Here is a 26,562-nt window from a genome sequence, read left to right as displayed (position 1 = left end):
TTCTAGCCCTCCTTTTCGCTGTTGTGCTCGACGTGGTTGTGACTGGTGCCGTCCTGGTCAGCGCCTTCATCCGTGCGCGTGACCTTGTTGCCGGCGAGGTCCACCTGGACACGAATACGGCCAACGCGGTGACGCGCCATGCGCTCGACTCGAAAAGCAACTTCAGCGGTGGTAGGCAAGTTCTCCTCATCGAGGTTTTCGTGGTCGGTGGCTTCGACCGTAATCGTGTCGCCGAAGCGAGGCATGCGATCCAAGCGTTCGGTGATAAATCCACCAATAGTGTCGGATTCTTCGCCCTCCGGCAGGACCAGGTTTAGGATCTCTCCCAACTCATCAGGGCGCATGAGACCGGAAACAATCACCGTATTGGGGCTAATCCGGCTGTAGAGCAACGAACGATCGTCTTGTTCATCGTCAATTTCACCGACGATTTCCTCGACGAGATCCTCCAACGTCACAATGCCGTCCGTGCCGCCGTACTCATCGACAACCACTGCGAACTGGTATGCATCCTCACGCAGTTGACGCATCAGCGGATCAAGTGTGGTCGAGTCGTTCACCACGAGTACATCTTTGGCCAGGCTCGCAGCCGACGTCGTCAAGCGTTGTGCGTGTGGCACGCTGAGCAGATCGGTGTAGTGCACCACGCCGCGAATGTCGTCGACGCTGTTGCCGACGACGGGGAAGCGGGCGTGCCCGGAATCTGCGACGACCGTCAGCATCTCTGCGACGCTCTGATCTTCGATAAAGATGATCTGTGTGCGTGGCGTCATCACATCAGCCGCCGTGCGCTCGCCGAACTCGATCGATCGCGCCACCAACTCGGCGGTCTGCGGGTTAATCTTTCCTTCATCGCTAGAGCGCGTGACGACGGCACGGAGTTCCTCCGCCGTCCTGGCACTGGCGACCTCTTCCTCAGGGGAGAAGCCGAGCCGTTTTAGCACCCAATTAGCCGCGCTGTTGAGTAGCCAGACCAGCCAGCCGAATGCGAACATGAAGGCATTCTGTGGCCTGACCACGAGGTTTGCGACTTTAGTGGGCTCGGCGATGGCCCAGTTTTTGGGGACGAGTTCGCCAAAGACCATTTGAGTGAAGGTCGCGATAATGAAAGCGCCCGTAGTGCTGATTGCAGTGACGGTGGCGGGAGAGATGCTAGTGCCACCAAATGCGGCTTCGAGGAGGACGCCGAGGGAAGGCCCGGTCAGGAAACCAGCGACGAGGCTGGTGACCGTAATTCCCAGCTGTGCGCCGGAGAGGTTAGTAGAGGTGCGTGATAGAGCACGGTCTACTAAATATGCGGACCTTGAGCCGGCGTTTGCGGCGTTCTTGACGTCGTTTCTATTAACCGTGAGGTAGGAAAACTCGACAGCAACGAAAATTGCGTTGGCGAAAACGAGGAAAAGAAAGACCGCTAAGACGATGAGTGCGGATACAATCACGCGGCATCACCTGAAGTGTTCGCTGCGTTCGCTGAGGATGCTGCGGCGGTTGCTGCGGTGATTGCGCTTACTGCGGCTACAGAGAGCCCGTCAACGTTGGCGCGAGGCTCTGGGTCGTCGGACGAGCCAGATCTATCTGATGTGTCGGATGTATTGGGTCTGTCTGAGCTGCTGGATGTGTCTGAGAGTTCAGGCATGCGGGAAATCTTACTAAAAATTCCTTAGACCTGACGGCAATGGCGCATCGGCGGTAATGGGGAGGACGGGACCCTTAGGCCAAAATGTCATAATGTATATTATCGGACAAATAATGAAAGTGGTTGGCCCTGGGGTTTTCTGAATTTCCAGGACTGTCGCCTTTTTCGCCGCCGCTTTTTCTGCTGCCGTGTTCTATCTTGGCGCTTGATCTATGCCGTCGGGATTTATTGCTCATTGTCCTTGGCGTTCGCTGCAAGCTCATCCGCGTTGCGGACGGCGATCTCTTCCCGCAGCCGCTTGTTCTGCCATAGCGTCATGCCAATCAGGAGTATGCCGACAGCCACGAGCCACCACACGCCCTTGTAGGCCACGAATGCAATGAAGATAATCAGAAGTACCATTCGCACCTTTCGTGCGAGCAACATTGCTTCGTAGGTGTTCATATCGTTGTGACTCCCAACTGGCCTACCAAAATTGTTTTTGGCAGGACTTCTGTGGTGTGTGGCTAAATGGCTTTATTGCGTCACAGTGACGAATCGAGGTGTATTTTCGCTGGCTATAAGCCTCTTTGGATTAGCGCTACTGCGATTCTCTTTAGAGCGCTACTGCGATTCTCTTTAGATGGCTGTGTCTGCCAGCCGCGAAACCTACGCGTCCTACGCGTCCTGCTTCTCTGCGACAATGCGCAGATTGAGTTCGCCGTTCTCCTCGATAGATGCAGCTACAAACTGTGGCAGGCGCACGTTGTAATCCAGGCGGTTGATTGGCAAAGTGCCCGACAGCAAAACCAGGTTTTCGGTACGAGCGGCCTTCATTGGCACGGTGACATCATTGGTGACACCGCGAATGGTCAGGCGTCCCGGAATCTCGATATTTGCCCATTGGCCGTTATCTGGAATGCTTGAAATATCGAGCGGCTCTGCAAGCTCAAACTTAGCTTCTGGGTACTGCTCAACGCTGAAAATATTGTTGCGGACATTGATGTCACGACGTTCAATATCGCTAGTCAGAGTTGCCATATCAACAACAACGGATGCGTCCTCAAGATTGTTGTTAGCAACCTTCAGCTCGCCGGTGACATCGTGGGTGGAACCGGACGTCGTCCGCCTGCTGCCCGGCAGTACCTCATTAAAAGTAAAACCAACGGAGGTGTTCTGTGAGTTATCGCCACCGACAATCTTCCAGGTGCCATTCGCATCAGTCGTTGCTGCAGGCAGCTCCGTGGCCTCGAAATCCCCAGTACGCACCCCTTCATGCGTGAAAACGCGATACAAAACTGGCCCCACAATAACAATTGCGAGCGCAACAACTGCAACGGCTATCAAAGTAATAATTGACTTACGGACACCAGAATTCATAGTGCTCATCCTATCCTTTTAATCCGCTATGGGATAAACCGTTCCACTTCACGCGTTTTCATAATCAATTCCTGCGTAATCTCCTGCAGGACGGCAGTCTCCATGCCGTCGTCAAGCGCGGTGCGCAAGTCTTCGGCGAGACAACGTACTTCGAAGAGCCCGTCCCCTATTCGCTTTACGACGTCATCGCCCGCCGGCCTGCTCGTGGCATCGGTGGCGGTCTTCAGCGTGAGATCCGAATTGATTCGCTCGGCAATCGGCCTGGAAGCGCCTTTTGCTACGCCAGTGCGTTTTTCATACGCGCGCTGCCGGCAGGCTTGGCTGCAGAACTTGCGACGGCGACCGCGGATAGCGACCTCCATTTCGCGGCCACACCACTGGCAATTGGCGGTAGTTGTGCTCGGCTTTTGATCTGACACAGAAGTCAATTATGGCATGAATGCTGACTAAGGCGTTATAATGTGTGGTCTAGTATTTCTACCAAAGGGGGCACGTTCCACATGGCAGATCGAGTTCTTCGTGGCAGTCGCATGGGCGCCGTTTCGTATGAGACCGATCGCGATCATGACCTCGCGCCGCGAATGATGGTCCGCTACCGCACTGAATCCGGTGAGATCTTCGAGGTCCCATTCGCGGATGACGCGGAAATTCCAGGTGAATGGCTGTGCAAGAATGGCCAAATTGGTGAGCTGGTTGAAGGCGAAGGCACTGAAGCCAAGCCGGTGAAGCCGCCGAGGACTCACTGGGACATGCTCCGTGAGCGCCGCTCCATCGAGGAGCTCGACGTGCTGCTGGATGAGCGTGTTGACTTGCTGCGCAAGCGTCGTCGTAACGCCGCTCGCCTGCTGAAGGCTCAGAAGGAAGCCGAAGAAGCAGAGAAGAACGCTTAAGGTTTGAGCTGGCTTGCGCTAGTGAGCTTTAGGGCGCTGCAGCTGTGAATTACATGCTGCAAAATGGGTCCGGATAAGGTTTTGCTCCTTATTCGGGCCCGTTTTTTGTTGGTGCCTGGCTGCGGCGGGCCGATCCGAGTTACTGACTGCGTTTATGACAAAAATGGCCTGAAAAATGGCCTGAAACTGTCATAAACTTAGACAGTTTCACATTTGCAGCCCCCATTCATACAGGCAGCCCGCAGTCATACAGGCAGCCCGTCTCCACACAGGTAGGCCGCAATCTTTGGGGCTGCCCTAGCCCTACTTGCGGAATCGCTGCTTAAACTCGTGACCAGCCAGGCGACCAATCTCCGACCCCAGGTTTTTTACCTGCTGCGAGCGGTGCTTGAATCCCCACTTGGTGACCTGCAGCAGAGACTGCTTCACAAAGCTGCCATCCATCTTGGACTCGCCGTACTCGCGCTCAGTAAAGGTGATCGGAACCTCCTCCACCAAGAAGCCCGCCTGTACAGCCTCAAAAGCGAGCTCGGTCTGGAACAGGTACGCAGCCTTGCCAATGTTCTCGAGGTCAAGGGTTTCGAGAACTTCCCGTCGATAAGCACGGTAGCCAGCGGTGATATCCGAGATGCCCGCGCCGAGCGCCAGCGAGATGTAGAGGTTGCCGCCGCGGGAGAGAACCTGACGGCTCATTGGCCAGTTGACGGTCTTGCCGCCCGGAATGTAGCGGGAACCGATGACGACATCGGCACCGTCCTCGAGCTTCTCCAGCAGCAGATGGAACTGCTCTGGTGCGTGGGAGCCGTCGGCATCCATCTCGCAGAGAACCTCGTAGTCGCGCTCGAGACCCCAAGCGAAGCCCGCGCGGTACGCACCCCAGAGACCGCCCTTGCCCTCGCGGTGCAGGACGTAGATGTGCTCTTCGCCGTTGTCCGACTTGTCAGCGGCAGCGATTTCATCGGCGAGCTCACCGGTGCCGTCTGGTGAAGAGTCATCGACAACCAAAATGTCGACGCGAGGCTCCGCTGCGCGCAGGCGTGCAATCACGCCCGGCAGGTTTTCCCGCTCGTTGAAAGTGGGAATGACAACCAGCGTCGACTCATTTAGGGCAGTCACTCGTGATTCTCCTTAGTGCATGTTCTGCTCAGTATCCCGGCCATCAACTTCATCTGCGCCTGCCCTGGCATCTCCGCCACGGCGACGCAGGACGGCACCAACCACACAAAGAATACCGAATGCGGTCAGTAGACCTTCAATCCACGTCCCGAAGCGGGCTGCAAAAGTCAGGTGGGCGTACTGAGGCAGAGTTTCAGTGAGTACCTTCTGCTCGAAGATTTTGCTCCGCTTTACGACGTCTCCGTGCGCATCCACAATCGCGCTCACACCGCTGGTTGCGGCGACGGCCGTGGAGCGTTGGAACTCCATGGCTCGCATGCGGCTCATGGCCAGCTGTTGGTAGGTCATGTCGGTGAAACCGAAGGTGGCGTTATTTGTGGGCGTGGCCAGCATGGTTGCGCCGTGTTTGACTGCGTTGCGGAAGGCACCATCGAAGACCACTTCGTAACAGGTGGCCACGCCTAGATTGACCTTCTTTAAACCATCGGTGCCTGGCGTTGTAACCACGGCATCGCCGTTGCCCGGAGTCATGTCTCCGGCGTGAGCGACCATGTCGGAAAAGTGACGTAGCAGTTCGCGGAATGGCATGGTCTCGCCGAAGGGCTGGAGATAGATTTTCTCGTGCTGGTCGCCGGGGCCGGTCTGCGGATCCCAGACCACCATGGTGTTTTGCACCCCATTGGTGTAGGTAAAGGTGCCGACCACGATGGGAGCGCCAATATTCATCGCGGCGTTTTCGATAATGCGTGCCGCTTCCCCATCCGTAAACGGGCTGACATCGGAGGAGTTTTCGGGCCAGATGACGATGTCCGGCTGCTCTTCCTTACCTTGGTGGACACGTCGGGCCAGCTCATTGGTGGCATCGGCGTGGTTTTGCAGGACTGCGCGGCGCTGGGCATTGAACTCTAAACCGAGGCGCGGAACATTGCCCTGGATAACCGCGACACGGGTGTTGTCAGCGGCCGTAGGCTCAGGCAGCGGTTGGGTCCACGCAGGAAGAACCCAGCCGACGAATAACGCTCCCACCAAAAGCGCAGCGGAGGTTGCATAGGAACGTAGCGTGAGCGCGACCAGTCCCGCACCAACGCAAGCAGCGAGGAAAGTGACCAATGCAGTGCTGCCGATTGCCACTGCTGGGGCCAGCGGGCCGTCGACCTGCCCCCAGGCAACGCGGAGCCAGGGGAAGCCTCCGAAAGGCCAGCGGGCTAGCAGCGCCTCCCCTGCCACGAGCGCAGCGGCCATGCCAGGGAGCTTCAGCGCGAGGGGGAAACTGGATTGGGCAATCAGCCACATCGCAAGCGCCGCCGGAATTGCGAGCAGTCCCAGCACAATTGAGAGCGCCACGTAGGGGCCAATGCCGACGAAGGAGCCGATCCACGGCAGTGAGAAAAGAGCCGTCGCTGTTGCCCAGCTGAAGCCCACCACTACGCTGGATTTCCAATCGGCTGCGCAGAAGAAGGCAAAAATGAGCAGGGCGAGGCCGATCCAGGCCGTCCACCACCAGCTCATGGGCGCATAGCTTAAGAACTGCAATCCACCAGCGAGGATTGCAATGAAGGCGAGAACGAGGCGCTGCTTTAGTGGGGTAAGCGCGCGAAAGCGCGCCTGCCAGCGATTCGGATTCTCCAGAATGTCTTTCGAAGCGTCTTTCTGAGCGACGTTCCCGTGCTCGCTGGAGCGCGCTTGGCGGTTAGTGTGCACTTGTATAAGAGAACTCTCTACGTTTGCGAGTTTTTGAGTTAGCGCTTGTCGCTGTCGTCCTGGTCATCATCCCAGGCGTTGTCCGGTGCCGGTGGGACGATTTTATCCTGTGGGAAGGCCTTGCCATCCGCACCCGGGAAACCACCAGAGAATCCAGGGAAACCCGAAAAACCGCCAGCACCAGCGCCAGTTCCTGGAGCACCCGGGTTCATGCCGTACTGAGAGACCACCATCATGCTGCGGTCACTGAAGTTGCGGAGTCCGTTGAGCAGCGCCACCGATCCGCTCTTACGAATCAGCCAGCGAGTCGGCGGTAGCACCATGAGGAAACCAACAACCGTGGAGACGACGCCCGGCAGGGCAATCAGCCAAGAGCCAACCAACAGGATTGCCGAGTCAGCCACAAAGTGTCCCGCGCCCTTTGCCGAGCGCTTGATTGCCTCCTCCGGATGCTTCTGTCCGTACTCAGTAAGAGTACGAGAAGTATCCAGCAGCAACTTCTGGTAGATGCGCTTGAACTCGATGGCGGCGAAAACCAATCCCAGAATGAATAGACCCAGAACCAGCAGGACGGTCCAGCCATAGCCAATCCATTCACCAAGTGCGATAAAGGCCGCAATCTCGGCGATGAGGTAAATAATTGTGAACCACTTGCTCATAGTTCCCCAGTGTAACCGCCACTAGATGAGCAAGTGGTTACGGCTATCGGCCGGTTAGACGACGACTAGCGGTCGCCTACCGGTCAGCGCGCTCCTCCAAGTCGCCCTCTGTATCCAGGTAGGTCTGGCGCAGCAGATCCATGCGTTCCTGGTCGGGGTTTTCCCACATACCGCGCTCGGCGGCCTCCATCAGGCGCTCGGAAATATCGTGCAGAGCCCACGGATTCGACTGTTCAAAGAACTCGCGGTTTTCCGGGTTCGCAACGTACTCGTCGGTAAGCGTTTCGTACATCCAGTCATCCATGACCTGCGCCGTCGCGTCGTAACCGAAGAGGTAGTCGACGGTTGCGGCCATTTCGAAGGCGCCCTTGTAGCCGTGGTTACGCATTGCCTGCATCCAGCGTGGGTTGACCACGCGGGCACGGAAGACGCGTCGCGTCTCCTCGTGCAGGGTGCGGGTGCGCACGGCGTCCGGGCGGGTGGAATCGCCCACATAGGCCTCCGGAGCGGAACCCGTCAGTGCGCGGACCGTGGCGATCATGCCGCCGTGGAACTGGAAGTAGTCATCGGAGTCGGCGATATCGTGCTCGCGGGTATCGGCATTCTTCGCGGCAACCTGAATACGGCGGTAGGCCGTCTTCATGTCGTCAGCTGCCTCTTCCCCATCGACACCGCGGCCATAGGCGTAGCCACCCCAGGTCGTGTAGACCTTTGCCAGGTCCGCGTCATCGCGCCAGGAACCGGAATCGATCAGCTGCAGCAGGCCAGCTCCATAGGTGCCCGGCTTGGAACCGAAGATGCGACGCGGGCGCTCCTGCTGGTCGGCCTTCGCATGGGCGCGCACGTAGTTGTCCTCATCGGATTCATCAAGCTTGACGACGAGCTGAAACGCATCATCCAAAAGGTCGATAACATGCGGAAACGCATCACGGAAGAAGCCGGAAATACGGACGGTCACGTCAATGCGCGGGCGGCCCAGCTCCTCCAGCGGAATCGGCTCAAGGCCGACAATACGGCGAGATGCGTCATCCCACACCGGATGCACACCAATCAACGCGAGCACCTCGGCGATGTCATCGCCCGAGGTACGCATGGCGGAAGTGCCCCACACCGACAGACCAACCGACTTGGGGTACTCACCGTGGTCGGCGCGGTAGCGCTCAATCAGGCCATCGGCGAGGTTAACACCGGTTTCCCAAGCCAGGCGCGACGGCACCGCCTTGGGGTCAACCGAGTAGAAGTTGCGGGCAGTCGGCAGCACGTTGACCAGGCCACGCAACGGTGAGCCGGAGGGGCCAGCCGGGACGAATTCGCCATCGAGAGCAGAAAGAATGCGTGGGATCTCCTCGCTGGTAGCAGCCAGGCGCGGGAGAATTTCGTCGCGGGTGAACTGCAGCAGCTCGACGACCTGGTCGAGGCCGTTTGGTGCCGCGATATCGGCAAATTCCTCGGAGCCGAGCACATCAGCCGCGATCTGTGTCACCGGTTGGTCGGGATTCTTCACCACGGCGGTTACCAGCGCCGTAGCCAGTGCATCGATAGAGTCCACAGCGTGGCGTTCATCGGTGCCGTCCTCGGCCAGGCCGAGAGCTTCGCGCAGGCCCGGCAGGGTCTGCTTGCCGCCCCACAGCTGGCGGGCGCGCAACATGGTGGTCACAGTGCCGATTAGGGATTCATCTTCCGGTGCCTGGCTGAGCACGTGGAGGCCACCGCGGATGGCGACGTCCTTAATCTCGCAGAGCCAGCCGTCGACATGCATGAGCATGTCATCGAAGACCTCCTCGTCCGGGCGCTCGTCCCAGCCGAGGTCGCGGTCCATCTTCGCGGCGGTCAGCAGCGTCCAAATCTCCTGGCGGATGGCCGGCAGCTTGGCCGGGTCCATGGCGGAGATGTTCTGGTGCTCGTCGAGAAGCTGTTCCAGACGGGTGATGTCGCCGTAGGATTCGGCGCGGGCCATCGGCGGAATGAGGTGGTCGACCAGAGTGGCGTGAGCACGGCGTTTGGCCTGTGTGCCTTCGCCCGGGTCGTTGACCAAGAAGGGGTAGATCATTGGCAGCTCGCCGATGGCAGCATCCGGGCCGCAGGAAGCGGAAAGGCCGACGGTCTTGCCCGGCAGCCACTCCAGGTTGCCGTGCTTGCCCATGTGAACCACGGCATCAGCGCCGAAACCGCCCTGCGCCTGCGACAGCGACAGGAAGCGGTAGCAGGCCAGGTAATGGTGCGTCGGCGGCAGATCCGGGTCGTGGTAGATACCCACCGGGTTGTCACCGAAACCGCGCGGTGGCTGCACCATGACCACGACATTTCCGAAGGTCAGGCCCGCAATGTAGATGTCCTGGGTATCCGGGTGGACGTACAGGGTGCCCGGCGCGGCACCCCACTTGTCCTGCATGTCGGAGCGAAGTTCTTCCGGCAAGGTAGCGAAGAACTTCTCGTAGGTGGCAGCGGGCAGGCGGAGTTCGGCTGCCTCCATAACCTCTTCGGTCAGCCAGTCCGGGTCTTGGCCGCCGGCCTCGATGATGGCGTGCATGAACGCATCTGGTTCATCGGCACCATTCTCGGCGGTGGCATATCCGGGGATTTTGGTGGTGTCGCCGAGGTTGTATCCGGCGTCGGCAAGCGCGTGCAGCACCTTCAACGTGGATGCTGGTGTGTCCAGACCGACAGCGTTGCCGATGCGGGCGTGCTTGGTCGGGTACGCAGAGAGCATGACGGCGACGCGCTTGTCAGCGTTGTTGATGTGGCGGAGCGCGGCGTAACGGGTGGCGATGCCGGCCAGGCGGTCGCAACGCTCGAGATCCGGGACGTAGGAAATGAGCTCGTCGGAGTCGATTTCCTTAAACGAGAACGCGACCGAGATGATGCGGCCGTCGAATTCGGGGACGGCGACCTGTGTTGCGACGTCCAGCGGCGACAGACCTTCGTCGTTGTCCTCCCATGCCGCCTTGGACGAAGTCAGGGCCAAACCCTGGATGATGGGAATGTTCAGGTCTGCGAGTGCGGCGACATCCCAGCCGTCATCGTCCTGGCCGGCCTGCGCGAGTGCCGGGCGGTTGCCGCCAGCGGCGAGCACCGTGGTGATGAGCGCGTCGCAGGAAGCTAGCTCTGCCAGCAGTTCATCGCTGGCGGTGCGCAGGGACGCGGCGAAGATAGGCTTGGCGACGTAGCCGCGAGCCTCGACCGCGTCAGCAAGCGCCTCAATGTAGTGCGTATTTCCCGCCAGGTGCTGGGCGCGGTAGTAAATAATGCCGACGGTGCCGCGGGAATCTTCCGTGGCCACCTTGGAGTCGCGCTCCAGGAAACCCCAGGCCGGCATGCGAGTGGGCTCTTCAAAGCCAAGACCGGTCAGAAGCAGTGTGTCCGACAGGAAATTGTGCAGCTGTGCGAGGTTCTTTGCGCCGCCTTCCGCCAGGTAAATGTGCGTTTGCGTGGCGACGTTTGCGGGAACTGTCGAATACTCGGTGAGTTCGGCATCGGGTGCCTGCTCACCGGAGACGAGGACGGTGGGAATACCGGAGTTCACAAAGTAGTCGATGCCGGATTCCCAGGCGCGGCGGCCACCGAGAAGTCGGATGATGACGACATCGGCGCCGTCGGCAAGCGTGGGCAAATCATCGTCGAGCAGACGCGCCGGGTTTGCCCAACGGTAGGACACCTCCGGGTTGGCCTGAGCGGCCGCGCGGGCGGACAGAAGGTCGGTATCCGAGGTCGACAGCAGCAGAATCACGGTGTAGTCATTCACTTCCTGGGGAGCAACGCGTCCCCGGTCGGCGGGAGTCTGCCTTCTAACCGATGACGAGGTCTGACTGTGACAGTGGCGCGACCGTGCGGATTTTCACCGAGCTTCTCGTCAGCGGCATGGCAGTGGATTTCTCCATCACTCTACTGCAGGGGCTATTGCTAGAGTTCCAGCGACTGCTCCGCCGGCTGATCTGGGAAGTGGGACCAGAGGAAGTCGGTGGCATTAGTCAGTTCCGCGAGCATCGGAACGATATGGTTAATGCCCGTCTTCGGTAGCACCGGTGAAGTCGTGTTTTCGACGTACTCCAGGTCGGTGAAGCCGAGATTCAGCCAGGAATCGCGCAGCTTGCGAACCTGGTTGATGGGGATGATGTCATCATGCTCACCCGAGTAGAGGTACACCGGCGCATTTGGGACGAAGTTGCCGACGCGCTGGCGTGCGAGTTCCTTCTGTACCGGCTCGTAGCGCTTAATCATCTCGCTGAGTGACTCACCGCTAGTCGTGTACTGGTCAGTGGTTTCAAACGAGTGATGGAAACCCAAGCCACCCGCGCAGTAGTTGCCCACGTTGTCCAGCAGTTCTTTGCCTTCGGGGCTGATTTCTTCCTTGAGGACTCGGCGCAGCTCCGGATCCTTATCCAGGACAGAATTGATTGCCAGTGCAATCGCGGCGGTCAGCGTAGTGCCATCAATCTGGTCGAGGACGTTTGCGAGATCGGACGGCGGGCCGCCGGCGGCAGATGCGGCGACGTTGAGCTCTGGAGCGTAGACACCTGCACGCTCAGCGGCTGCAGCGGCTGCGGAGCCACCCTGGGAGTAGCCATAAACTCCCACGGGCGCATTTTTGTCCACGCCGAGCTCGTGTGAGGCAGACACGGCATCAAACAGCGACTGTGCCGAGGCGATGTTGTCGACGTAGTCCTGGTTACCCTGGGAATTGCGGTGGTGGTCGATCATCACCACAGTCGCGCCTCGCTTCAAGTTCGCGACCATCGGGATCGTCTCGTATGGAGCAATAATGTCCAACGGACCGAACTCAATCTTTAGGCCGGTCTGTGAGGAGATTGATGGGTCGCATTTTTCCGCGCCACCCTGCGTGCCCGGCGCGATTGCGACGACCGGACGCGGACCGCTGCCCTTCCACTCCGTCTTCGGAGTCACCACAAGGGCTGTGTCCACACTGGGATTGCCGAGGGAATCCGTGGAGTTGTAGTGAATACGCTTGGCATCCACATTCCACAGCTTGTCGTTCACCATCATCTCGGCATCCTCGCTGCTGACCAGCGTGCCGGCATTTGCCGTGCGCGACGGGGTCAGCGGCAGAGAATTCAGCGGCGAGGCTGCGGCCACGCGTGCCTGTTCCGGGGTCAGCTGCCTACCTGCGTCCTCGCTGTCAGACTCCTCATCGTCTTTCTCGATGCCGAGTAGCCTTTCCATATTCGGGTTCGGTACATGGCCGAAACCAGGCAGTTCGCGGTTTGCGCTTGACGACGACACCTTATCCGCCAGCCCACTATCCGATAGGCCTGGGATGTTTAGTGGCTGTGCGTTTGCAGGTGTAGCCAGGCCGATGGTCATAAGACCTGCTAGCGCTACCCCGATTCCCGTTCGGATGGTGCGACGGTTTCGTCGTGAAGCAGAGCGTGTCTGTGTCGAGGCACGGCCGGTGCCGACGGTGTCGTGTGCCTCGTGCGTGAGTGCTTCAGCGTCGTGATGTGGCATGAAATCTCCTGAATAACCCCAGATTGAAAACCCAATGAAAACTTCCCTTAATTCAGAGGAAGTTAGGTTATGAAAACAATAAGGTTTTAAAAAGGTAGATCGGTGGATTTTCAGTGAAGAATTTGTATGTTTTTCGCGGAGGGGTATCAAAACTCCACTTCAGAAGGGTTTCGTTGGGCTGGAAAGGAGTCGGATAATGTGCCCCTGTTTTCGGGGGCTCAGCTCTGTGTGTGTTTGCGTATTCTTGAGAGTATGACTGCATCTGATCAAGGAACCCGCACTCGTCAGGACGGCTGCCCCGGCAGCCGCAAGGTTCATATCGCAGCTGATGGCGCAATTGGTCGTCTGCGCTTCCCCGGAGGCTTTCTTCCCGCGCCGGGCTTCGCCGTACTCGCCGATTTGGCCGAGAATTTCGGCGACGGTGATATTCACTTCACTTCCCGCGGCAATGTTCAGATCCGTGGCATCACCAACACCGGCGCATTCGCCGATGCCGCGGAAGAAGAGAAGCTGGTTCCCTCCACCAGCCACGACCGCGTACGCAACGTTCTTCAGTCGCCGCTGTCCGGTCGCGTCGGCGGTAAAGCTGATGTGCGTGACCTGGTTCAAGAGTTCGACAAGGCTCTCATCGCGGAGCCGTCGCTGGCAACACTGCCAGGTCGCACACTCATGGCTTTCGACGACGGCCGCGGTGACGTGCTCGGTGAGCGCCCCGACTTCGGCGTTGTCGCCCATGATGAGAACACGTTTGAACTCATCATTGGCGGCGCGACCTCGGGGATTGTCGTCTCGCGTGACGACGTCGTGGAGGCTCTCATCACCACAGCGAAGGTGTGGAATGACAGCCGTGGTTCAGCCTGGCGCATCGCGGAAGCCAATGCGGCCGAGCGCATTGCCGATGCGATAATCGAGGAATTGGGCGCCCGAGTCCGTCGCCAGGAGCCGACCCCGGCTGAGAGCTTTGATGCCACCGCCGGGCTGTCCCGCCAGATCGGTTGGATTGACCAGCCGGATGGCCTGGTTAGCCTGGCCGCTGGCCTGCGCTTTGGCGTCCTCCCGGCGCGTCTGGCCCGTGCGATTTCGCATACGCAAGTTCCTGTGCACGTCACTCCGTGGTACTCGCTGATTCTGCACGATTTGGAAGAGGAAGTTGCCGAACAGGTCGTCAAGGTATTGGCGCCCAATGGCCTGATCTTCGACCGGAAGTCCACCTGGCTGCGCGTCAGCGCCTGCACCGGACGCCCCGGCTGCAAAAAGTCTCTGGCTGACACCCGCGGCGATGCTTCTCACGCAATTGCCGATGGCCGACTGCCCGAGGGGCGCGTGCACTTCTCCGGTTGTGAGCGTCGCTGCGGCAAGCCCAAGGGCGGTTACTTCGACTATCTCGCCACCGGGGACGGAGAATACGAAGTCACTGCTGTGGACTAGGCTTTAAGCCTATGAAGCGCTTTGAGTACAACACCGACGGTGCGGATATTTACCGTAACTCGTTTGCCATCATTCGCGAAGAAAGCGATCTTTCCCGCTTCGATGCCGATGAGGAAACCGTCGCTGTCAGAATGATTCACGCAGCAGGTCAGACCGACCTGGCCAAGGACATCGTCTTTTCCACGGGAGCTGTGCGCGCAGCTCGCCAGGCTCTCGAGGAAGGCGCTCCTATCTTCACCGATGTCAACATGATCGCCTCGGGTATTACCCGCAAGCGCTTACCTGCTGACAACGAGGTCATCTGCCTGCTGCGTGATGAGCGCGTCCCCAAGCTGGCTCAAGAACTCGGCACCACGCGCACTGCTGCCGCCGTGGAGCTGTGGAAGCCACGCCTAGAGGGCGCGGTTGTCGCCATCGGCAACGCTCCCACCGCCCTCTTCCACCTGCTCAACCGCATTAATGAGGGCTCCTTCCCCATGCCCGCTGCCATTTTGGCCATGCCAGTGGGCTTCGTCGGTGCCGCGGAATCCAAGCAGGCCACTATCGACTCCGGTGCCGACAACCCGGAGCTGAAGTACATCACCGTCACCGGTCGCCGCGGCGGCTCGGCTATCACCTGTGCTGCCCTCAATGCCATCGCCACCGCAAAGGAGATTCTCTAAACCATGTCCGGCTCCTACAGTGCTCAGCCTGGTCATCTCTACGGCGTCGGACTCGGCCCCGGCGACGCAGGTCTCATTACACTTCGCGGTGCCGACATCATCCGCACAGCCGATGTCATCGCCTACCATGCCGGAACTCACGGACGTTCCACGGCGCGCTCAATCGCCGCCGAACTGATTGACGCGCGTGACGACGCTGCCGTGGAAGAGCAATTGCAATACCCGGTGACCACCGGGCGCCCAGTCGACTACCGCGAGCAGCTCGCCGGTTTCTATGCAGAGGCCACTGCTCGCCTGCACAAGCACTTGGCCGAGGGACGAAGTGTTGCAGTTCTTTCGCTCGGTGACCCGATGCTCTATAGCTCGTACCAGCATCTGCATCACGCCCTCAGCGAGGACTTTCCCACTGAGATTGTCCCTGGAGTGGCCAGCATTACTGCGGCGGCAGCAGAGATTGGTCAGCCGCTCGGCGAGGCTACCGAAATCGTCAGCGTTGTTCCCGCCACCGCTGATTCCGAGCGCATCGCTGCGGTTCTTGACGCCTCAGACTGTGTAGTCATTATGAAGCTGGGGAAAAACGTTGAGAAGGTTCGTACAGCGTTGCAGTCCGCAGGCATGCTCGAGCGCGCCTACGTTGTCGAGCGAGCAACCATGAATGAGCACACCAGCTACCCGCTGGCCGATGCAGACCCGGAGAAAGTTCCGTACTTCGCAGTAGCCGTCGTGCCTTCCGCTGTCTACGGAACTGAACGGAGTGTTTCTGGGGCGCCTGAGCCAGCTAATGATGCGGCGAGCGATACAGTCACCGATACGGCGACTGAGTCGGCTGCCCCAGCAGTTGGTGAAGTCGTCGTTGTCGGCCTAGGCCCGGGTGCGGAGCGCTGGACCACCCCAGAAGTCACCGAGGAACTGGCCCGAGCCACGGATCTGGTGGGCTACTCCACCTACATCAACCGGGTTCCTGAGCGCGCCGGGCAACGCCGCCACCTCTCAGACAACCGCGTAGAGGCAGAGCGAGCCACTATGGCGCTGGATATCGCCAAGCGTGGGGGTCGAGTTGCGGTGGTCAGTTCCGGTGACCCGGGGGTCTTCGCTATGGCGGCCGCAGTGCTGGAAGTCGCTGATGACGATATGTGGCGAGACATTCCAGTTCGAGTCGTGCCAGGCATGACTGCGGCTCAGGCTGTCGCAAGTCGAGTGGGCGCTCCCCTTGGCCATGACTTTGCGATGCTCAGTCTCTCCGACAGGTTGAAGCCCTGGGAGGTCGTCGTTAAGCGAGTGCGTGCCGTAGCCGGAGCAGACATGGCATTTGCTGTCTACAACCCGGCATCCAAGTCGCGGAGATGGCAGATTCGAGAGCTACGCGCATTGGCCATGGAGTACCGCGAACCGACAACGCCTGTGATTGTGGCACGGGCAGTTGGCTCGGAGCAGGAAAACGTTACCGTGACCACGTTGGCGGAGTTCGATCCGGATGTCGTCGATATGCGAACCATGGTGATTATCGGTTCGTCGTCGACGAAGGCGTATCGTGCCGGCAAGACCACTCGGGTCTACACCGCACGCCACTACGGTGAGGGCGGCACCAGCGGAACTGGCGAGTTGCTGCGTTAGTTTTGGGGTTTTCCAGCGCACATTGTCGCTATTAAATACCGGAGCGTGAATTGAAAGGAAGATTATTTACGCTGGCCGCGGCAATTTGAAAAGTGATATTGCTGAATCGAGATTTAGTGTTCAGTTGCAAATATGGTTCGTTTGGCCCAAATGCCTACCACTTTTGTCTACCCCTTTCTTGGCGGAGATTGCTTATTTAATCGGATGATATTTCTGAGCATAGCTCATTTACAGTGTTATGCTCGGGGCGATCACCGACATAAAAGGAGGTTTAGGTGATAGGGAAAAAAAGTTCTTTTATTGGAATCTGCCCTTATTTTAGCGGGTATCATCTTTTCACCCGTTGCTAGCGCTGAGGAATCTGCACGTCCCGTGGCAGCTCAGGCTGAATCACTTTATAGGGCGATTGATGAAGGTCGCCTTTCGATGGCGGAGTTGGATAACCACCAAAGAAGCCTTCTGCGAGCCTATACAACTCCGGGTGAGTTGATTGTAAAACGATTGCCACAGCCGTCGAATCTTTCAACGAAGCTTTTTGCGCAGGGCGGGGCTGACTACTGCCGAAAGGATGGTGCCCGGTTTGAGCAAAAGGCTGTTATGGGTAACACCCTATACACTTACTGGCAGACTGTTGAAATCTGCGGAACCCCAGGTAAAAAGATTAAGAATGTCAAAGTTCTTGATCACGGTGGGGAAACCAGTACTCCTACATGGTCGTATAGGGGTTCGGCCTCGAATCCAGCTTCGTATGCTGTAGGGGCAGGTTGGTTCGTGCGAACTTCGGAGAACTTTGAGCAGTCCATTGTGGTTGACGGCATTGGGGCAGGTCAAAGGACGGTCTGTATCTCAGCGACTATTCGACCATCTGGAGAATATAATGCAAGCGAAAGGTGCTAATAATAAAAGAGTGCCGGGATTGATTGACTGGGGATTTCAGATTCTTGCAGTCATTCTTTTTGTGGCGGGGGTCTATATCGCGTTTCCAATTCCATTTCTAACTGGAATTTATGGTCTGTTCGAGGCCAAAAAAGCCGAGGATGAATATCGTCGACGATGGATTACTTTCACATTAATTTCTGTTATCCTGACAATCGCTATGTTTATCGCATGGCTGATATTGAGTCCTTCTGGTGGAATCGAGCAGGTCCCCACTGAGCAAACAGAGTGGCAGCCTGTGCGGTAAGTTAGTTCACACCAGAATTAGCCGCTATGCCCGGCGGATGACGGCGTTGTACGCCTCATCCACCGTTGTGGCGACGGTGGCGATATCCGCGCCGGGCAGCTGTGGGCGCTGCACGATAACGACCGGCTTCTTCAGGTCGCGGGCTGCCTCAATCTTGGCGTAAGTAGCAGCACCACCGGAGTTTTTGGTTACCACGCAGTCCACGGCGTAATCCCGCATGAGCTTGCGCTCCGCTGCGACGTCGTAAGGCCCACGGCTGAGAATAATCTTCCGATTCTTCGGCAGCGGCGGCGCGGGCTGTTCCACGCAGCGAATGAGGTAACGGCCGTTGGAGTCACCGGTAAATGGAGCAAGCTGCTGACGGCCAATAGTGAGAAACGGGCTGTAGAAACGGTCGGCAACAACGTCCGCGGCCTCCTGCATGGAGGACACCTCAATCCAGTTGTCTCCTGGCTGCTTCTCCCACGCAGGGCGATGCAGCGCAACAAGCGGAATACCGGTGGCGCGGGCAGCTTCAGCAGCAGATTCGCTGATCTGTTCTGCATACGGATGCGTGGCATCGATGATGACTTCAGTGGCATCGGAGATGAGCCACCGAGTCAGTCCTGCGGGACCGCCAAAACCGCCAATGCGGACATTGCCGACGGGCAGCTTCGGGTTAGAAACGCGACCGGCCAGTGAAGAGGTGACAAACCAGCCCTCGCCCACTAAGCGCTTGGCCAGGGCGCGGGCTTCAGCAGTTCCACCCAGAATTAGTGCACGCATGGAATGGTCCGTCCGTGTTCATCGCGTGGACGATCATCGCTGTAGAGGTAGCTATCCGGGAACGCCTCGGCGGTGAGCACCTTGCCGACAATGATGACAGCCGTACGAGTCACACCTGCATCCTTGACCTGCTGCGCGATATCAGACAGCGTGCCGCGGAGAATAACCTGTTCCGGACGGGATGCGAAAGCCACGACTGCCACCGGACCGTGCTCACCATAATGCGGGGTGAGCTCCTCGACCACACGATCGATGTCGTGGGCGGCCAAGTGAATGCACAGAGTTGCGCCCGTGCGGCCGAAGTTCTCCAGGGTCTCGCCCTCCGGCATCTTGGAAGCGCGCCCGGAGATACGAGTCAGCACCACCGACTGGCCAACAGTTGGCACCGTGAGCTCGTGGCCCAGAGCGGCCGCCGCCGCGGAAAATGCCGGCACACCCGGAACGATTTCGTAGTCAATGCCGAGCTCGCTGAGACGACGGACCTGTTCTGCCAGCGCCGACCACACCGACGGGTCGCCGGACTGCAGGCGTGCGACATCCTTGCCCGCCGCATGCGCTGCCTGAATGGTTTCGATGATGGTATCCAGCGGCATTCGCGCGGTGTTGATGATCTCTGCGCCTTCGGGGCAGTGTTCCAGCACCTCAGGCGGGACAATCGATCCCGCGTAAAGGCACACTGGGCAGGAACGAATAAGCCGGTCCGCGCGCAGCGTCAGCAAATCCGCTGCCCCCGGGCCTGCACCGATGAAATACACAGTCATTGTGAGTTACAGAGTCCTCAATATTTTCTAGACAGAGAAATTACGTCTATGGTAGCGCAGGCTCTACTGGCTTCTCCGCCACCCACTGCACCACCGGCAACGTAGGGCGCCACGCAGTGAAACTGCCGACTGCACCTGCGCGCTCCACGGAAAGCCGGGTGACATCCCCGCCATAGTCGCGACGCGCCTGCCACAGCAGAGCCTCCGACTCCAGCGTCACGGTGTTTGCGACGATGGTGCCTCCCGGGGCAAGGCGTTGCCAACAGGTTTCAATCATTCCGTCAGCAGTGAGACCTCCGCCGATGAAAATGGCATCTGGGCGAAGATTCGAGTCCGCCAACACCGCTGGTGCCGCTCCGCGGTGGACGGTCACATTGCCAGACAGAGCCGCCACATTCTTAGCAATTCGCTCTGCACGAACAGCATCGCGCTCGAAAATTTCCGCACGTCCGCCGTGCCGAGCCCACTCAATGCCAATCGACCCCGTGCCACCGCCGACATCCCACAGCAGCGCTCCCGGCCGCGGATCCAACGCAGCGACCGTCATTTGGCGAATCGGCGCCTTCGTCAGCTGGCCATCTGAATCAAAGTCACCGTCGCGCAGCCAGCCGCGCGCGCTTCCCGACGGCTCCACCGCCAGCACCGTGAGGTTGCCAGCTGGAACTGGTGGGTTCGCCACCGTGCCTGCGGCAACGGACTCCGGCAGCCCTGTAGCTTCCGTGCCGCCGAGATTGGTCAGCGCGGTGAGCTTGGTGTCTGGGCGGTCGGCTAAAACCGTAGCGACCTCTTTCACTGAGTCCGCGTTTCGGCACAGCACCAGGAAGGGCCGTAGTGAATCCGCTACCGGTACGACACGCGCGGCACCAGGTAGCCCCGGCTCGCCTGTCACCAGCGAAATCACCGGAGTGTCATGCAAGGGCCAGCCGAGGTAAGCGCAGGCCAATGAGGCTGACGATGGCGCTGGAATAACCTCCACGGCGCCACGGCCGAGCTCCCGGACCAGGGACACGCCGACACCGTGGAACATGGGATCGCCACTGGCGAGGATGACATCGACTGCGGGGTCAATATCTGCCAGGGTGGCCCGCCAATCCTTCCAGAAGCCACCTGGCCAAGGTGAGAGGTCGGCGTCCAGGTTGACGTCGGCAAGCAAATGGAGCTGACGGGGAGAGCCAATGATGCGGCGAGCCGACGACAACGCCTCGACAGCGCGGGCGGATAGGCCAGGGTACCCGTCGCAGCCGATGCCGACGACGCGAAGCTTTGGGCTCATCGGGGCATCTTCCGCCAAATCCAGCGCGGAGTCAGATGTGTGGCGCGTGCGAGCAACGCCAGTTTCCGTGGCACCCAGACGTGGGGCTTCCGACCGTCGAAAGCAGTGACGGCGGCCTCCGCGACCTCGGCGGGGCGCGAGGACATCGGCGCTGGCTTCATGCCTTCGGTCATGCGGCCGATGACGAAGCCCGGCCGGACAATCGTCAGCTGAATATGGCTCCCGCGCAGGCGGTCCTGCATGCCCTGGAGGAAACCATCGAGACCGGCCTTCGCCGAACCGTAGACGTAGTTGGCGCGGCGCACGCGGGCACCTGCGATAGAGGAAAAGGCCATGATGCGGCCCGCGACCTTATCGCGCACAGGCAGCGTGCCGGAGGCGATGTCGGACTCCATGCGCGCGACAATCTCAGTGAGAATCGATGCCTGTGCTGTGAAGTCGGTATGAATGACTGCCGCAGCAGCCTCGCCGGACTCCTCACACTTCCGTTGATCACCGAGGATACCGAACGCGACAATCACCGTGTCGATGGGACCGTGCTGCCAGGCGTGCTCGACGAACTGGCGGTGTGCCGCGATGTCATCGGCATCAAAGTGGATGCGGTGCACCGCGACGGCACCGGAGTCGATGAGCCGACCGGCAATGCCGTCGAGCGCCTCAGTGCGGCGCGCAGCGAGCGTGAAGGTGTTGTGGTTGGCCAGTCGCGCGGCAACTTCCCCGCCGATCTCGCTGGTGGCACCAAGAACGAGTACGTGTCCCATGCGCTAGAAAATACCTTTCCTCTAAACCTCGATTAGACGGTAATTAAATCGTGCGGACCATTATTGACCGATTCTCCGCCGTCTTCGGTGACAACGATGATGTCTTCCAGCCGCATACCGAACTCACCCGGCAGGTACACACCCGGCTCCACCGAAAACGCCATGCCAGGCTCGAGCTTGAGCTCATTGCCAGCCATAATGAACGGCTCTTCATGCGTGGACAGGCCAATGCCATGACCAGTGCGGTGAATGAAGTACTCGCCGTAGCCCGCAGCGGTGAGGCTATTACGCGCAATCGCATCGATCTCTGCAGCCGTCACACCGGGGCGCACCGCCGCCACGGCAGCTTCCTGCGCCTTGCGCAGAGCCGCCCACGCTGCAGCTTCCTTCTCCCCCGGCTTGCCGACGACATAGGTGCGCGTGCAATCGGAGTGGTAGCCAAGCGGCAAGGTGCCTCCGATATCGACGACCACCACGTCACCTTCCTCGATGACGCGGTCGGAGAAATCGTGGTGCGGATTCGCGCCATTTTCAGCGGAGCCGACAATGACGAAGTCAATGGCGACGTGCCCCTCCTCCAGGATGGCAGCCGAGATCTCGTCGGCGACCTCGCTCTCAGTGCGACCTGCGCGCAGCATGCCCGGCACTCGAGCGTGAACGCGGTCAATAGCGGCGCCGGCCTCGCGCAACTGATCAATCTCAGCGGCGTCCTTGCGCATGAACAGTTCCTTCAGAAGGTCTCCGGCCAACACAGTCTTGGCTCCGGTGAGATCCTGGATAGGAATCAAGTGGTCAGCGGTCAAAGAGGCTCCCACTGCGAGGGTGCCCACGTGGCCCACCAAGTCGGCGACAATGCGGTGCGGATTCTCTCCGTCTTCCCACAACACCACATCGGCGTTGAGATCACCGATTGCACACAGCGGCAGATCCCCGCGCTCCACGGCGGGCAGTACCAACGTGGTGGTGCCGGATGCAGTGACCACCAGCGCGGTCAGGCGTTCATGCGAAGTGACCGCAGAACCAATGAGATACTGCAGGTCAGCGCCGGTTCCAAAGACTGCAGCGTCCGCATCGCGGCTGCGGAGTAGCTCCGCAGTGCGATCCAGACGCTGCTGATAGATGTCAAAGCTAAAGATACCGTTGCTCATAGTTGCCAACTGTACCCGTCGGCCTGTGCCCGTCGCCGGTTGAGTGGCCTCGGGGCGACGAGGCTTCGGCTGACCAACGTAACCGGCAACTAATTGTTCAGCGCCACTACGCCCCTGCGAATTGCCTGAATAGCCTCGGCGGACTTGTCGCGAATGTCCGTGGAGTAGCCCGTCTTCTTGATCTGCTGCAGCAGGTCAATGACCTGACGGCACCAGCGGACAAAGTCACCTGGAGTCAGCTCCGCGCCACTCTCGGCGGCGGCTTGCAGGCAGTACCCCAGCGGTGCACCCGCAGTCCACTGATGAATTGCCGTAGCAAAAGCCATATCCGGCAAGTCCGTTACCGGCAGCCGGTAACGGCGCTCATCCTCCGACAGTTCCTCCCAGATGCGGTAGGTGTTCCCCAGCGCCTTGGCCAGCGGCTCGGTAGGCACCTCGTCACTGCCTTGACTGGCCTTGCGGTTTTCAAAGACCAAGCTCGACACCGCACCGGCCAGTTCCGCGGGGTCCAGGTCATCCCAAATACCGCGGCGCAGACACGTGGCCACCAGCAAATCCGAGCCGTTGTGAATCTGCGCCAGCCGCAGGCCTTCCTCGGTAATTGTCGGCTCCGCGCCCTCCCGCCATTCCACGTAGTCCATTTGTGTTAGCAACTGCAGCATGCGGTCGAATGTGCGCGCCAATGTATCCGAGGCGGAATCGACGCGCTTTTGCAGCTTGGCCACATGCGCCTCGGCCTGCCGCAGCGTATCGGCGTGACGAGCCATCGTCTCCACCGCAGGATCGCCATGTAGCGGATGCTCGCGCAGCTCCTGGCGCAACTTCCTCACCGCCGGCGAGTTGCCACCAGTGCGACGCTTCAGCCTCTTTGGTCCCTTTAGCCCCTTGCGGCCAATCTCTGCGCGCACAATTCCGAGTGCACGTCGCGGATGCCGGTCCGCATCCCGAGGCAGCTTAATCGCGCCGACCGTCTGCGGCGCCGCTGGGAAGATATGCGGCTCTACACGCCCCACGAACCCGCCGACACTGATGACACCGGGACGTGGATTCGACTTCGAATGGTCCTCTCGGTACACGACCGCCAGCTGCACCTTCTTACCCTTCGGCAGAGGAATAACCTCGCCTCGACGGAGTCTGCGCAGCGCGGTCACTGTTTCCGTGTGGCGGTCTTCAATATTGCGGCGCTTGGCGTTCTTCTCCTCCTGGGTCAGCTTCGCGCGCAGATCCAGATATTCAAGCATCTGGGTCAGGCGCTCGTCGTCACGCGAACTGCCTTCCTCGCTTGACGACGACCCCTCAGCCTCCGCCCCTTCAGCGTGCGCGTCGGCTCCCCTGCCGAGCAGTTCCGCACGCAGGGCCGCGGCTTCTTGCTTTGCCTTGGACAGTTCGGCGGCGACTCCGACGATGTCGCCATCCGCCTGGAACTGTGCGAATGAGCGCTCCATGACGCGCTTCGAGCCGTCGTAACCGAGCGTCTGCAGGAGGTTGACGCTCATGTTGTAGCTCGGCGCGAAGGTGGAAATCAGCGGGTATGTGCGCGTAGATGCCAGCCCTGCGACAGCCTTCGGATCCATTGCCGGGGCCCACTGCACCACTGCATTGCCGACAGTGTCGATACCGCGGCGGCCAGCGCGACCGGTCATCTGCGTGTACTGACCCGGCGTGAGATCCACATGTGCTTCGCCGTTGAACTTGACCAGCTTCTCCAGCACGACCGTGCGGGCAGGCATGTTGATGCCCAGCGCAAGCGTCTCGGTGGCGAAGACAACCTTGACCAGGCCTTCGTTAAAGAGCTCTTCCACAATGTGCCGGAACGCAGGCAGCATGCCCGCATGGTGCGCCGCAAAACCACGGATGAGAATGCGGCGCCAGCGCAGGAAACCGAGAACCTGCAGATCTTCCTTCGGAATGTGTGCAACACCGTCATCGATAATCTTGGCGATGCGCTCCTGCTCATCCCGGTCAGTGAGCTCTGCGCGCGTAGCACCGACCTGCGCCAGCGCGCCTTCGCAGCCCGCGCGGGAGAAGATGAAAACGATCGCGGGCAGCATGTTCATGGAGCCGAGCATGCGGATAACATCGCCGCGCTTCGGCGGGCGGAACTTGCGCTGCCCCTTATCGCCCCAGCTATACGAGCGTCCACCGCCCTTGTGCTTTTTGTACTGGTAGCGCTCCCTGGCCCCAGCGTCGCCGTAGCCGAACTCGGCACGACGGCACGCCTCCAACAGGTCCTGATTGACCTTGTCCGACTTCGCCTCGAAAAGCGGATAGAGCCGGTTTCCCACCAGCATGTGCTGATGCAGCGGAACCGGGCGCAGATCCGTGACAATGACGTCCGTGTGCCCGCGCACCGTGGACAGCCAGCGGCCGAACTCCTCGGAGTTGGACACCGTCGCGGACAAACCGATGACGGCCACGGACTGGTCGAGGTTCAAAATAACCTCTTCCCAGACAGCGCCGCGCTCGCGGTCTGCGAGGTAGTGAATCTCGTCCATCACCACATGCGTGAGCCTCTTCAGCGTCGGCGAGTCCGCATAAATCATGTTGCGCAGCACCTCGGTGGTCATCACCACGATGTCCGCGTCGCCATTAATAGAAGTGTCGCCAGTGAGCAGGCCTACGCGGTCCTCGCCGTAGTCCTCGATTAGGTCGTGGTACTTCTGGTTGCTCAACGCCTTGATAGGTGTGGTGTAAAAGCACTTGCCACCGCGCTCAAGAGCTGCATAAATAGCGAATTCGCCAACAATGGTCTTGCCCGCACCGGTGGGTGCACAGACGACAACGCCCCGCCCTGCCTCAATTGATTGGCAGGCGCGGAGCTGAAAGTCGTCAAGATCGAAATCCTGTTGGCTGACGAAATCGCCGAGAAGAGTCATGCCTCTAGAGTGTCATAAACCGCGCTAGAGAACATCATCAAAGTCGCTCGTCGGACGATTTCGCAAGTCCTGCGTCGGCATCGGAGTCTCCGGAATCATGCCCTGTGGCCGTGGTGGACGCGAATTGCGAGTAGGACGCATCTGGGATGCCCGCGTCGGCGTCGGCGCGTTCACTGGCGTGGGGCCAGAGACCGGAGAGGTCGTCGGGGCCGCTGATGCCGTCGGCATGCCGCCCGGCTGAATCGACGTCGGCGCACTTACTGAAGTCGGGGCGTCAATGCCGCCCACATCACCGATACCGCCGGCGGAGCCAATCGGGCCGGACGCTGTAATGGGTCCGGAGCCTTGCTCGTCATCGACGTCCAACCAATCAGGTCGCTCATTTGCTTTACGACGGTCATGGAGACGACAAATCTGGATTGCGATTTCCACCAGCAACGTCAGTGCCGTTGCCATTGCGACCATGGATATTGGTTCCTGCCCCGGAGTCATGAAGGCCGCAAAGATGAACAGCGACATAATGATGATGCTGCGCTTGTCCTTGATGCTCTCGTAGGTAACGACACCGGCCATGTTCAACATGACCAGGAAAAGCGGAACCTCAAAGCTCACGCCAAAGCAGACGATGAGCGCCAAGAGGAAACCGAAGTATTGCGAACCGGTGAGTGCAGAAATTTGCGTCTCTTCACCAATCTGGAGCAAGAACTCCAGACCGATGGCGACAACGTAGTAGGCCAGGACGGAACCCATGACAAACAGCAGCGCGGCGGCAGTCACAACTCTGCGCGTGGTGCGGCGTTCCTTCCGAACCAAGCCGGGAGTGATGTAGGCCCAAATCTGGTAGAGCCACCATGGCGACGACATCACCAGACCGGCCAGCGCACCGACCTTCAGTCGCAGCATGAACATTTCAAACGGACTGGTCGCCAGCAGACGACACTCCGCGCCCTCACCGCCGCCGAGACGCATCTCGGGTGGAAGCTGACAGTACGGATCCTTGAGCAACTCACCCAGGGACTTAAAGTGCACAGGGCCAACATTGACCGAGGTAAACGGTATGCGGAACTGACCAATGGTAAAGGCGGTCTGATACCAGATAAAGCCCACAACAGTGCCGACGGCAATACCAGCGAGGGCGAGAACGAGGCGACGCCGGAGCTCTTGAATGTGCTCGACAATAGTCATCACGCCCTCGGGATTGCGCCTACGCTGGCGCTTCCGAGGACGTGATGTGGATGTAGCTGAAGTCACGCTTCAACCGGCCTTC

At 59.6% G+C, this 26,562-nt stretch carries 22 protein-coding genes; 6 read left to right on the top strand and 16 right to left on the bottom strand.

The genetic code is table 11. The features are described 5' to 3' along the window. Nucleotides 1-2 precede the first annotated feature (2 nt). From CRD18_RS04710 to CRD18_RS04695, 4 genes are all read right to left on the bottom strand, one after another. Nucleotides 3-1,439, bottom strand: coding sequence for a hemolysin family protein (locus CRD18_RS04710; protein ID WP_049193536.1), 1,437 nt, complete (start codon nt 1,437-1,439; stop codon nt 3-5). 422 nt (nt 1,440-1,861) lie between these two features. Continuing rightward, nucleotides 1,862-2,080: a hypothetical protein gene (locus CRD18_RS04705; protein ID WP_016422819.1), complete on the bottom strand. Its 219-nt coding sequence runs from the start codon at nt 2,078-2,080 to the stop codon at nt 1,862-1,864. Between the two features lie 213 nt (nt 2,081-2,293). Next, nucleotides 2,294-3,004 carry a YceI family protein gene (locus CRD18_RS04700; protein WP_070567052.1) on the bottom strand — a complete coding sequence of 237 codons (711 nt, stop codon included), beginning with the start codon at nt 3,002-3,004 and terminating at the stop codon, nt 2,294-2,296. A gap of 17 nt (nt 3,005-3,021) precedes the next feature. Continuing rightward, nucleotides 3,022-3,414: a hypothetical protein gene (locus CRD18_RS04695; RefSeq protein WP_224783748.1), complete on the bottom strand. Its 393-nt coding sequence runs from the start codon at nt 3,412-3,414 to the stop codon at nt 3,022-3,024. 81 nt (nt 3,415-3,495) lie between these two features. Here CRD18_RS04695 and CRD18_RS04690 point away from each other — a divergent pair, with 81 nt between their 5' ends. After that, the gene (locus tag CRD18_RS04690; protein ID WP_005511311.1) at nt 3,496-3,885 is read left to right on the top strand and encodes an RNA polymerase-binding protein RbpA; all 390 of its coding nucleotides are present in this window, start codon (nt 3,496-3,498) and stop codon (nt 3,883-3,885) included. A gap of 303 nt (nt 3,886-4,188) precedes the next feature. Here the strand turns inward: CRD18_RS04690 and CRD18_RS04685 are convergent, their stop codons facing one another. The 5 genes from CRD18_RS04685 to CRD18_RS04665 all read right to left on the bottom strand — a co-directional run bounded on the left by CRD18_RS04685 (nt 4,189) and on the right by CRD18_RS04665 (nt 12,824). After that, on the bottom strand, nt 4,189-5,001 hold the full coding sequence (locus tag CRD18_RS04685) for a polyprenol monophosphomannose synthase (RefSeq protein WP_016422816.1): 813 nt from the start codon (nt 4,999-5,001) through the stop codon (nt 4,189-4,191). 12 nt (nt 5,002-5,013) lie between these two features. After that, nucleotides 5,014-6,702 (bottom strand): apolipoprotein N-acyltransferase, encoded by a 1,689-nt coding sequence (gene lnt / locus CRD18_RS04680; protein WP_070546148.1) that lies wholly within the window; start codon nt 6,700-6,702, stop codon nt 5,014-5,016. A gap of 38 nt (nt 6,703-6,740) precedes the next feature. Continuing rightward, the gene (locus tag CRD18_RS04675; RefSeq protein WP_048734054.1) at nt 6,741-7,361 is read right to left on the bottom strand and encodes an FxsA family protein; all 621 of its coding nucleotides are present in this window, start codon (nt 7,359-7,361) and stop codon (nt 6,741-6,743) included. A 76-nt stretch (nt 7,362-7,437) separates the two neighbouring features. Further along, nucleotides 7,438-11,088, bottom strand: coding sequence for a cobaltochelatase subunit CobN (gene cobN, locus CRD18_RS04670; protein ID WP_187406557.1), 3,651 nt, complete (start codon nt 11,086-11,088; stop codon nt 7,438-7,440). Between the two features lie 173 nt (nt 11,089-11,261). Continuing rightward, a complete protein-coding gene (locus CRD18_RS04665) occupies nt 11,262-12,824 on the bottom strand; it encodes a lipase family protein (protein ID WP_187406529.1) in 1,563 nt (520 codons plus the stop codon). A 252-nt stretch (nt 12,825-13,076) separates the two neighbouring features. On the opposite strand from CRD18_RS04665, the gene cobG reads away from it, so the two are divergent. The 5 genes from cobG (at nt 13,077) to CRD18_RS04640 (ending at nt 17,711) form a co-directional block, all read left to right on the top strand. Then, nucleotides 13,077-14,252: a precorrin-3B synthase gene (gene cobG, locus CRD18_RS04660; protein WP_070549304.1), complete on the top strand. Its 1,176-nt coding sequence runs from the start codon at nt 13,077-13,079 to the stop codon at nt 14,250-14,252. 11 nt (nt 14,253-14,263) lie between these two features. Next, complete coding sequence (locus CRD18_RS04655) at nt 14,264-14,914, top strand: precorrin-8X methylmutase (protein ID WP_187406528.1); 651 nt, start codon at nt 14,264-14,266, stop codon at nt 14,912-14,914. 3 nt (nt 14,915-14,917) lie between these two features. Beyond that, on the top strand, nt 14,918-16,528 hold the full coding sequence (gene cobJ / locus CRD18_RS04650; RefSeq protein WP_048734064.1) for a precorrin-3B C(17)-methyltransferase: 1,611 nt from the start codon (nt 14,918-14,920) through the stop codon (nt 16,526-16,528). A gap of 372 nt (nt 16,529-16,900) precedes the next feature. Beyond that, complete coding sequence (locus CRD18_RS04645; protein WP_187406527.1) at nt 16,901-17,425, top strand: hypothetical protein; 525 nt, start codon at nt 16,901-16,903, stop codon at nt 17,423-17,425. Beyond that, nucleotides 17,406-17,711, top strand: a complete 306-nt coding sequence (locus CRD18_RS04640) for a hypothetical protein (protein ID WP_070653059.1) — start codon at nt 17,406-17,408, stop codon at nt 17,709-17,711. Before CRD18_RS04645 ends, CRD18_RS04640 begins: the two co-directional genes overlap by 20 nt. A 24-nt stretch (nt 17,712-17,735) precedes the next feature. Here the strand turns inward: CRD18_RS04640 and CRD18_RS04635 are convergent, their stop codons facing one another. The 7 genes from CRD18_RS04635 to tatC all read right to left on the bottom strand — a co-directional run bounded on the left by CRD18_RS04635 (nt 17,736) and on the right by tatC (nt 26,546). Then, nucleotides 17,736-18,476 (bottom strand): cobalt-precorrin-6A reductase, encoded by a 741-nt coding sequence (locus CRD18_RS04635; RefSeq protein ID WP_070595229.1) that lies wholly within the window; start codon nt 18,474-18,476, stop codon nt 17,736-17,738. Beyond that, nucleotides 18,464-19,237, bottom strand: coding sequence for a precorrin-4 C(11)-methyltransferase (cobM, locus tag CRD18_RS04630; protein WP_016422807.1), 774 nt, complete (start codon nt 19,235-19,237; stop codon nt 18,464-18,466). Before cobM ends, CRD18_RS04635 begins: the two co-directional genes overlap by 13 nt. A 46-nt stretch (nt 19,238-19,283) precedes the next feature. Beyond that, nucleotides 19,284-20,510: a bifunctional cobalt-precorrin-7 (C(5))-methyltransferase/cobalt-precorrin-6B (C(15))-methyltransferase gene (locus CRD18_RS04625; RefSeq protein WP_070549296.1), complete on the bottom strand. Its 1,227-nt coding sequence runs from the start codon at nt 20,508-20,510 to the stop codon at nt 19,284-19,286. After that, on the bottom strand, nt 20,507-21,271 hold the full coding sequence (locus CRD18_RS04620) for an SDR family NAD(P)-dependent oxidoreductase (RefSeq protein ID WP_049193518.1): 765 nt from the start codon (nt 21,269-21,271) through the stop codon (nt 20,507-20,509). Before CRD18_RS04620 ends, CRD18_RS04625 begins: the two co-directional genes overlap by 4 nt. A gap of 32 nt (nt 21,272-21,303) precedes the next feature. Further along, nucleotides 21,304-22,419: a Xaa-Pro peptidase family protein gene (locus tag CRD18_RS04615; RefSeq protein ID WP_187406526.1), complete on the bottom strand. Its 1,116-nt coding sequence runs from the start codon at nt 22,417-22,419 to the stop codon at nt 21,304-21,306. An 89-nt stretch (nt 22,420-22,508) separates the two neighbouring features. Continuing rightward, nucleotides 22,509-25,295, bottom strand: a complete 2,787-nt coding sequence (locus tag CRD18_RS04610; protein WP_088611547.1) for an RNA helicase — start codon at nt 25,293-25,295, stop codon at nt 22,509-22,511. A 24-nt stretch (nt 25,296-25,319) separates the two neighbouring features. Further along, nucleotides 25,320-26,546 (bottom strand): twin-arginine translocase subunit TatC, encoded by a 1,227-nt coding sequence (tatC, locus tag CRD18_RS04605; RefSeq protein WP_065421641.1) that lies wholly within the window; start codon nt 26,544-26,546, stop codon nt 25,320-25,322. Between the last annotated feature and the right edge of the window lie 16 nt (nt 26,547-26,562).

Origin of the sequence: Corynebacterium sp. LK31 (assembly GCF_014335015.1) — a bacterium.
In the GTDB taxonomy this organism is placed as follows: Bacteria; Actinomycetota; Actinomycetes; order Mycobacteriales; family Mycobacteriaceae; genus Corynebacterium; species Corynebacterium jeikeium_D.
This window is presented reverse-complemented; position numbering and strand designations above follow the sequence as displayed.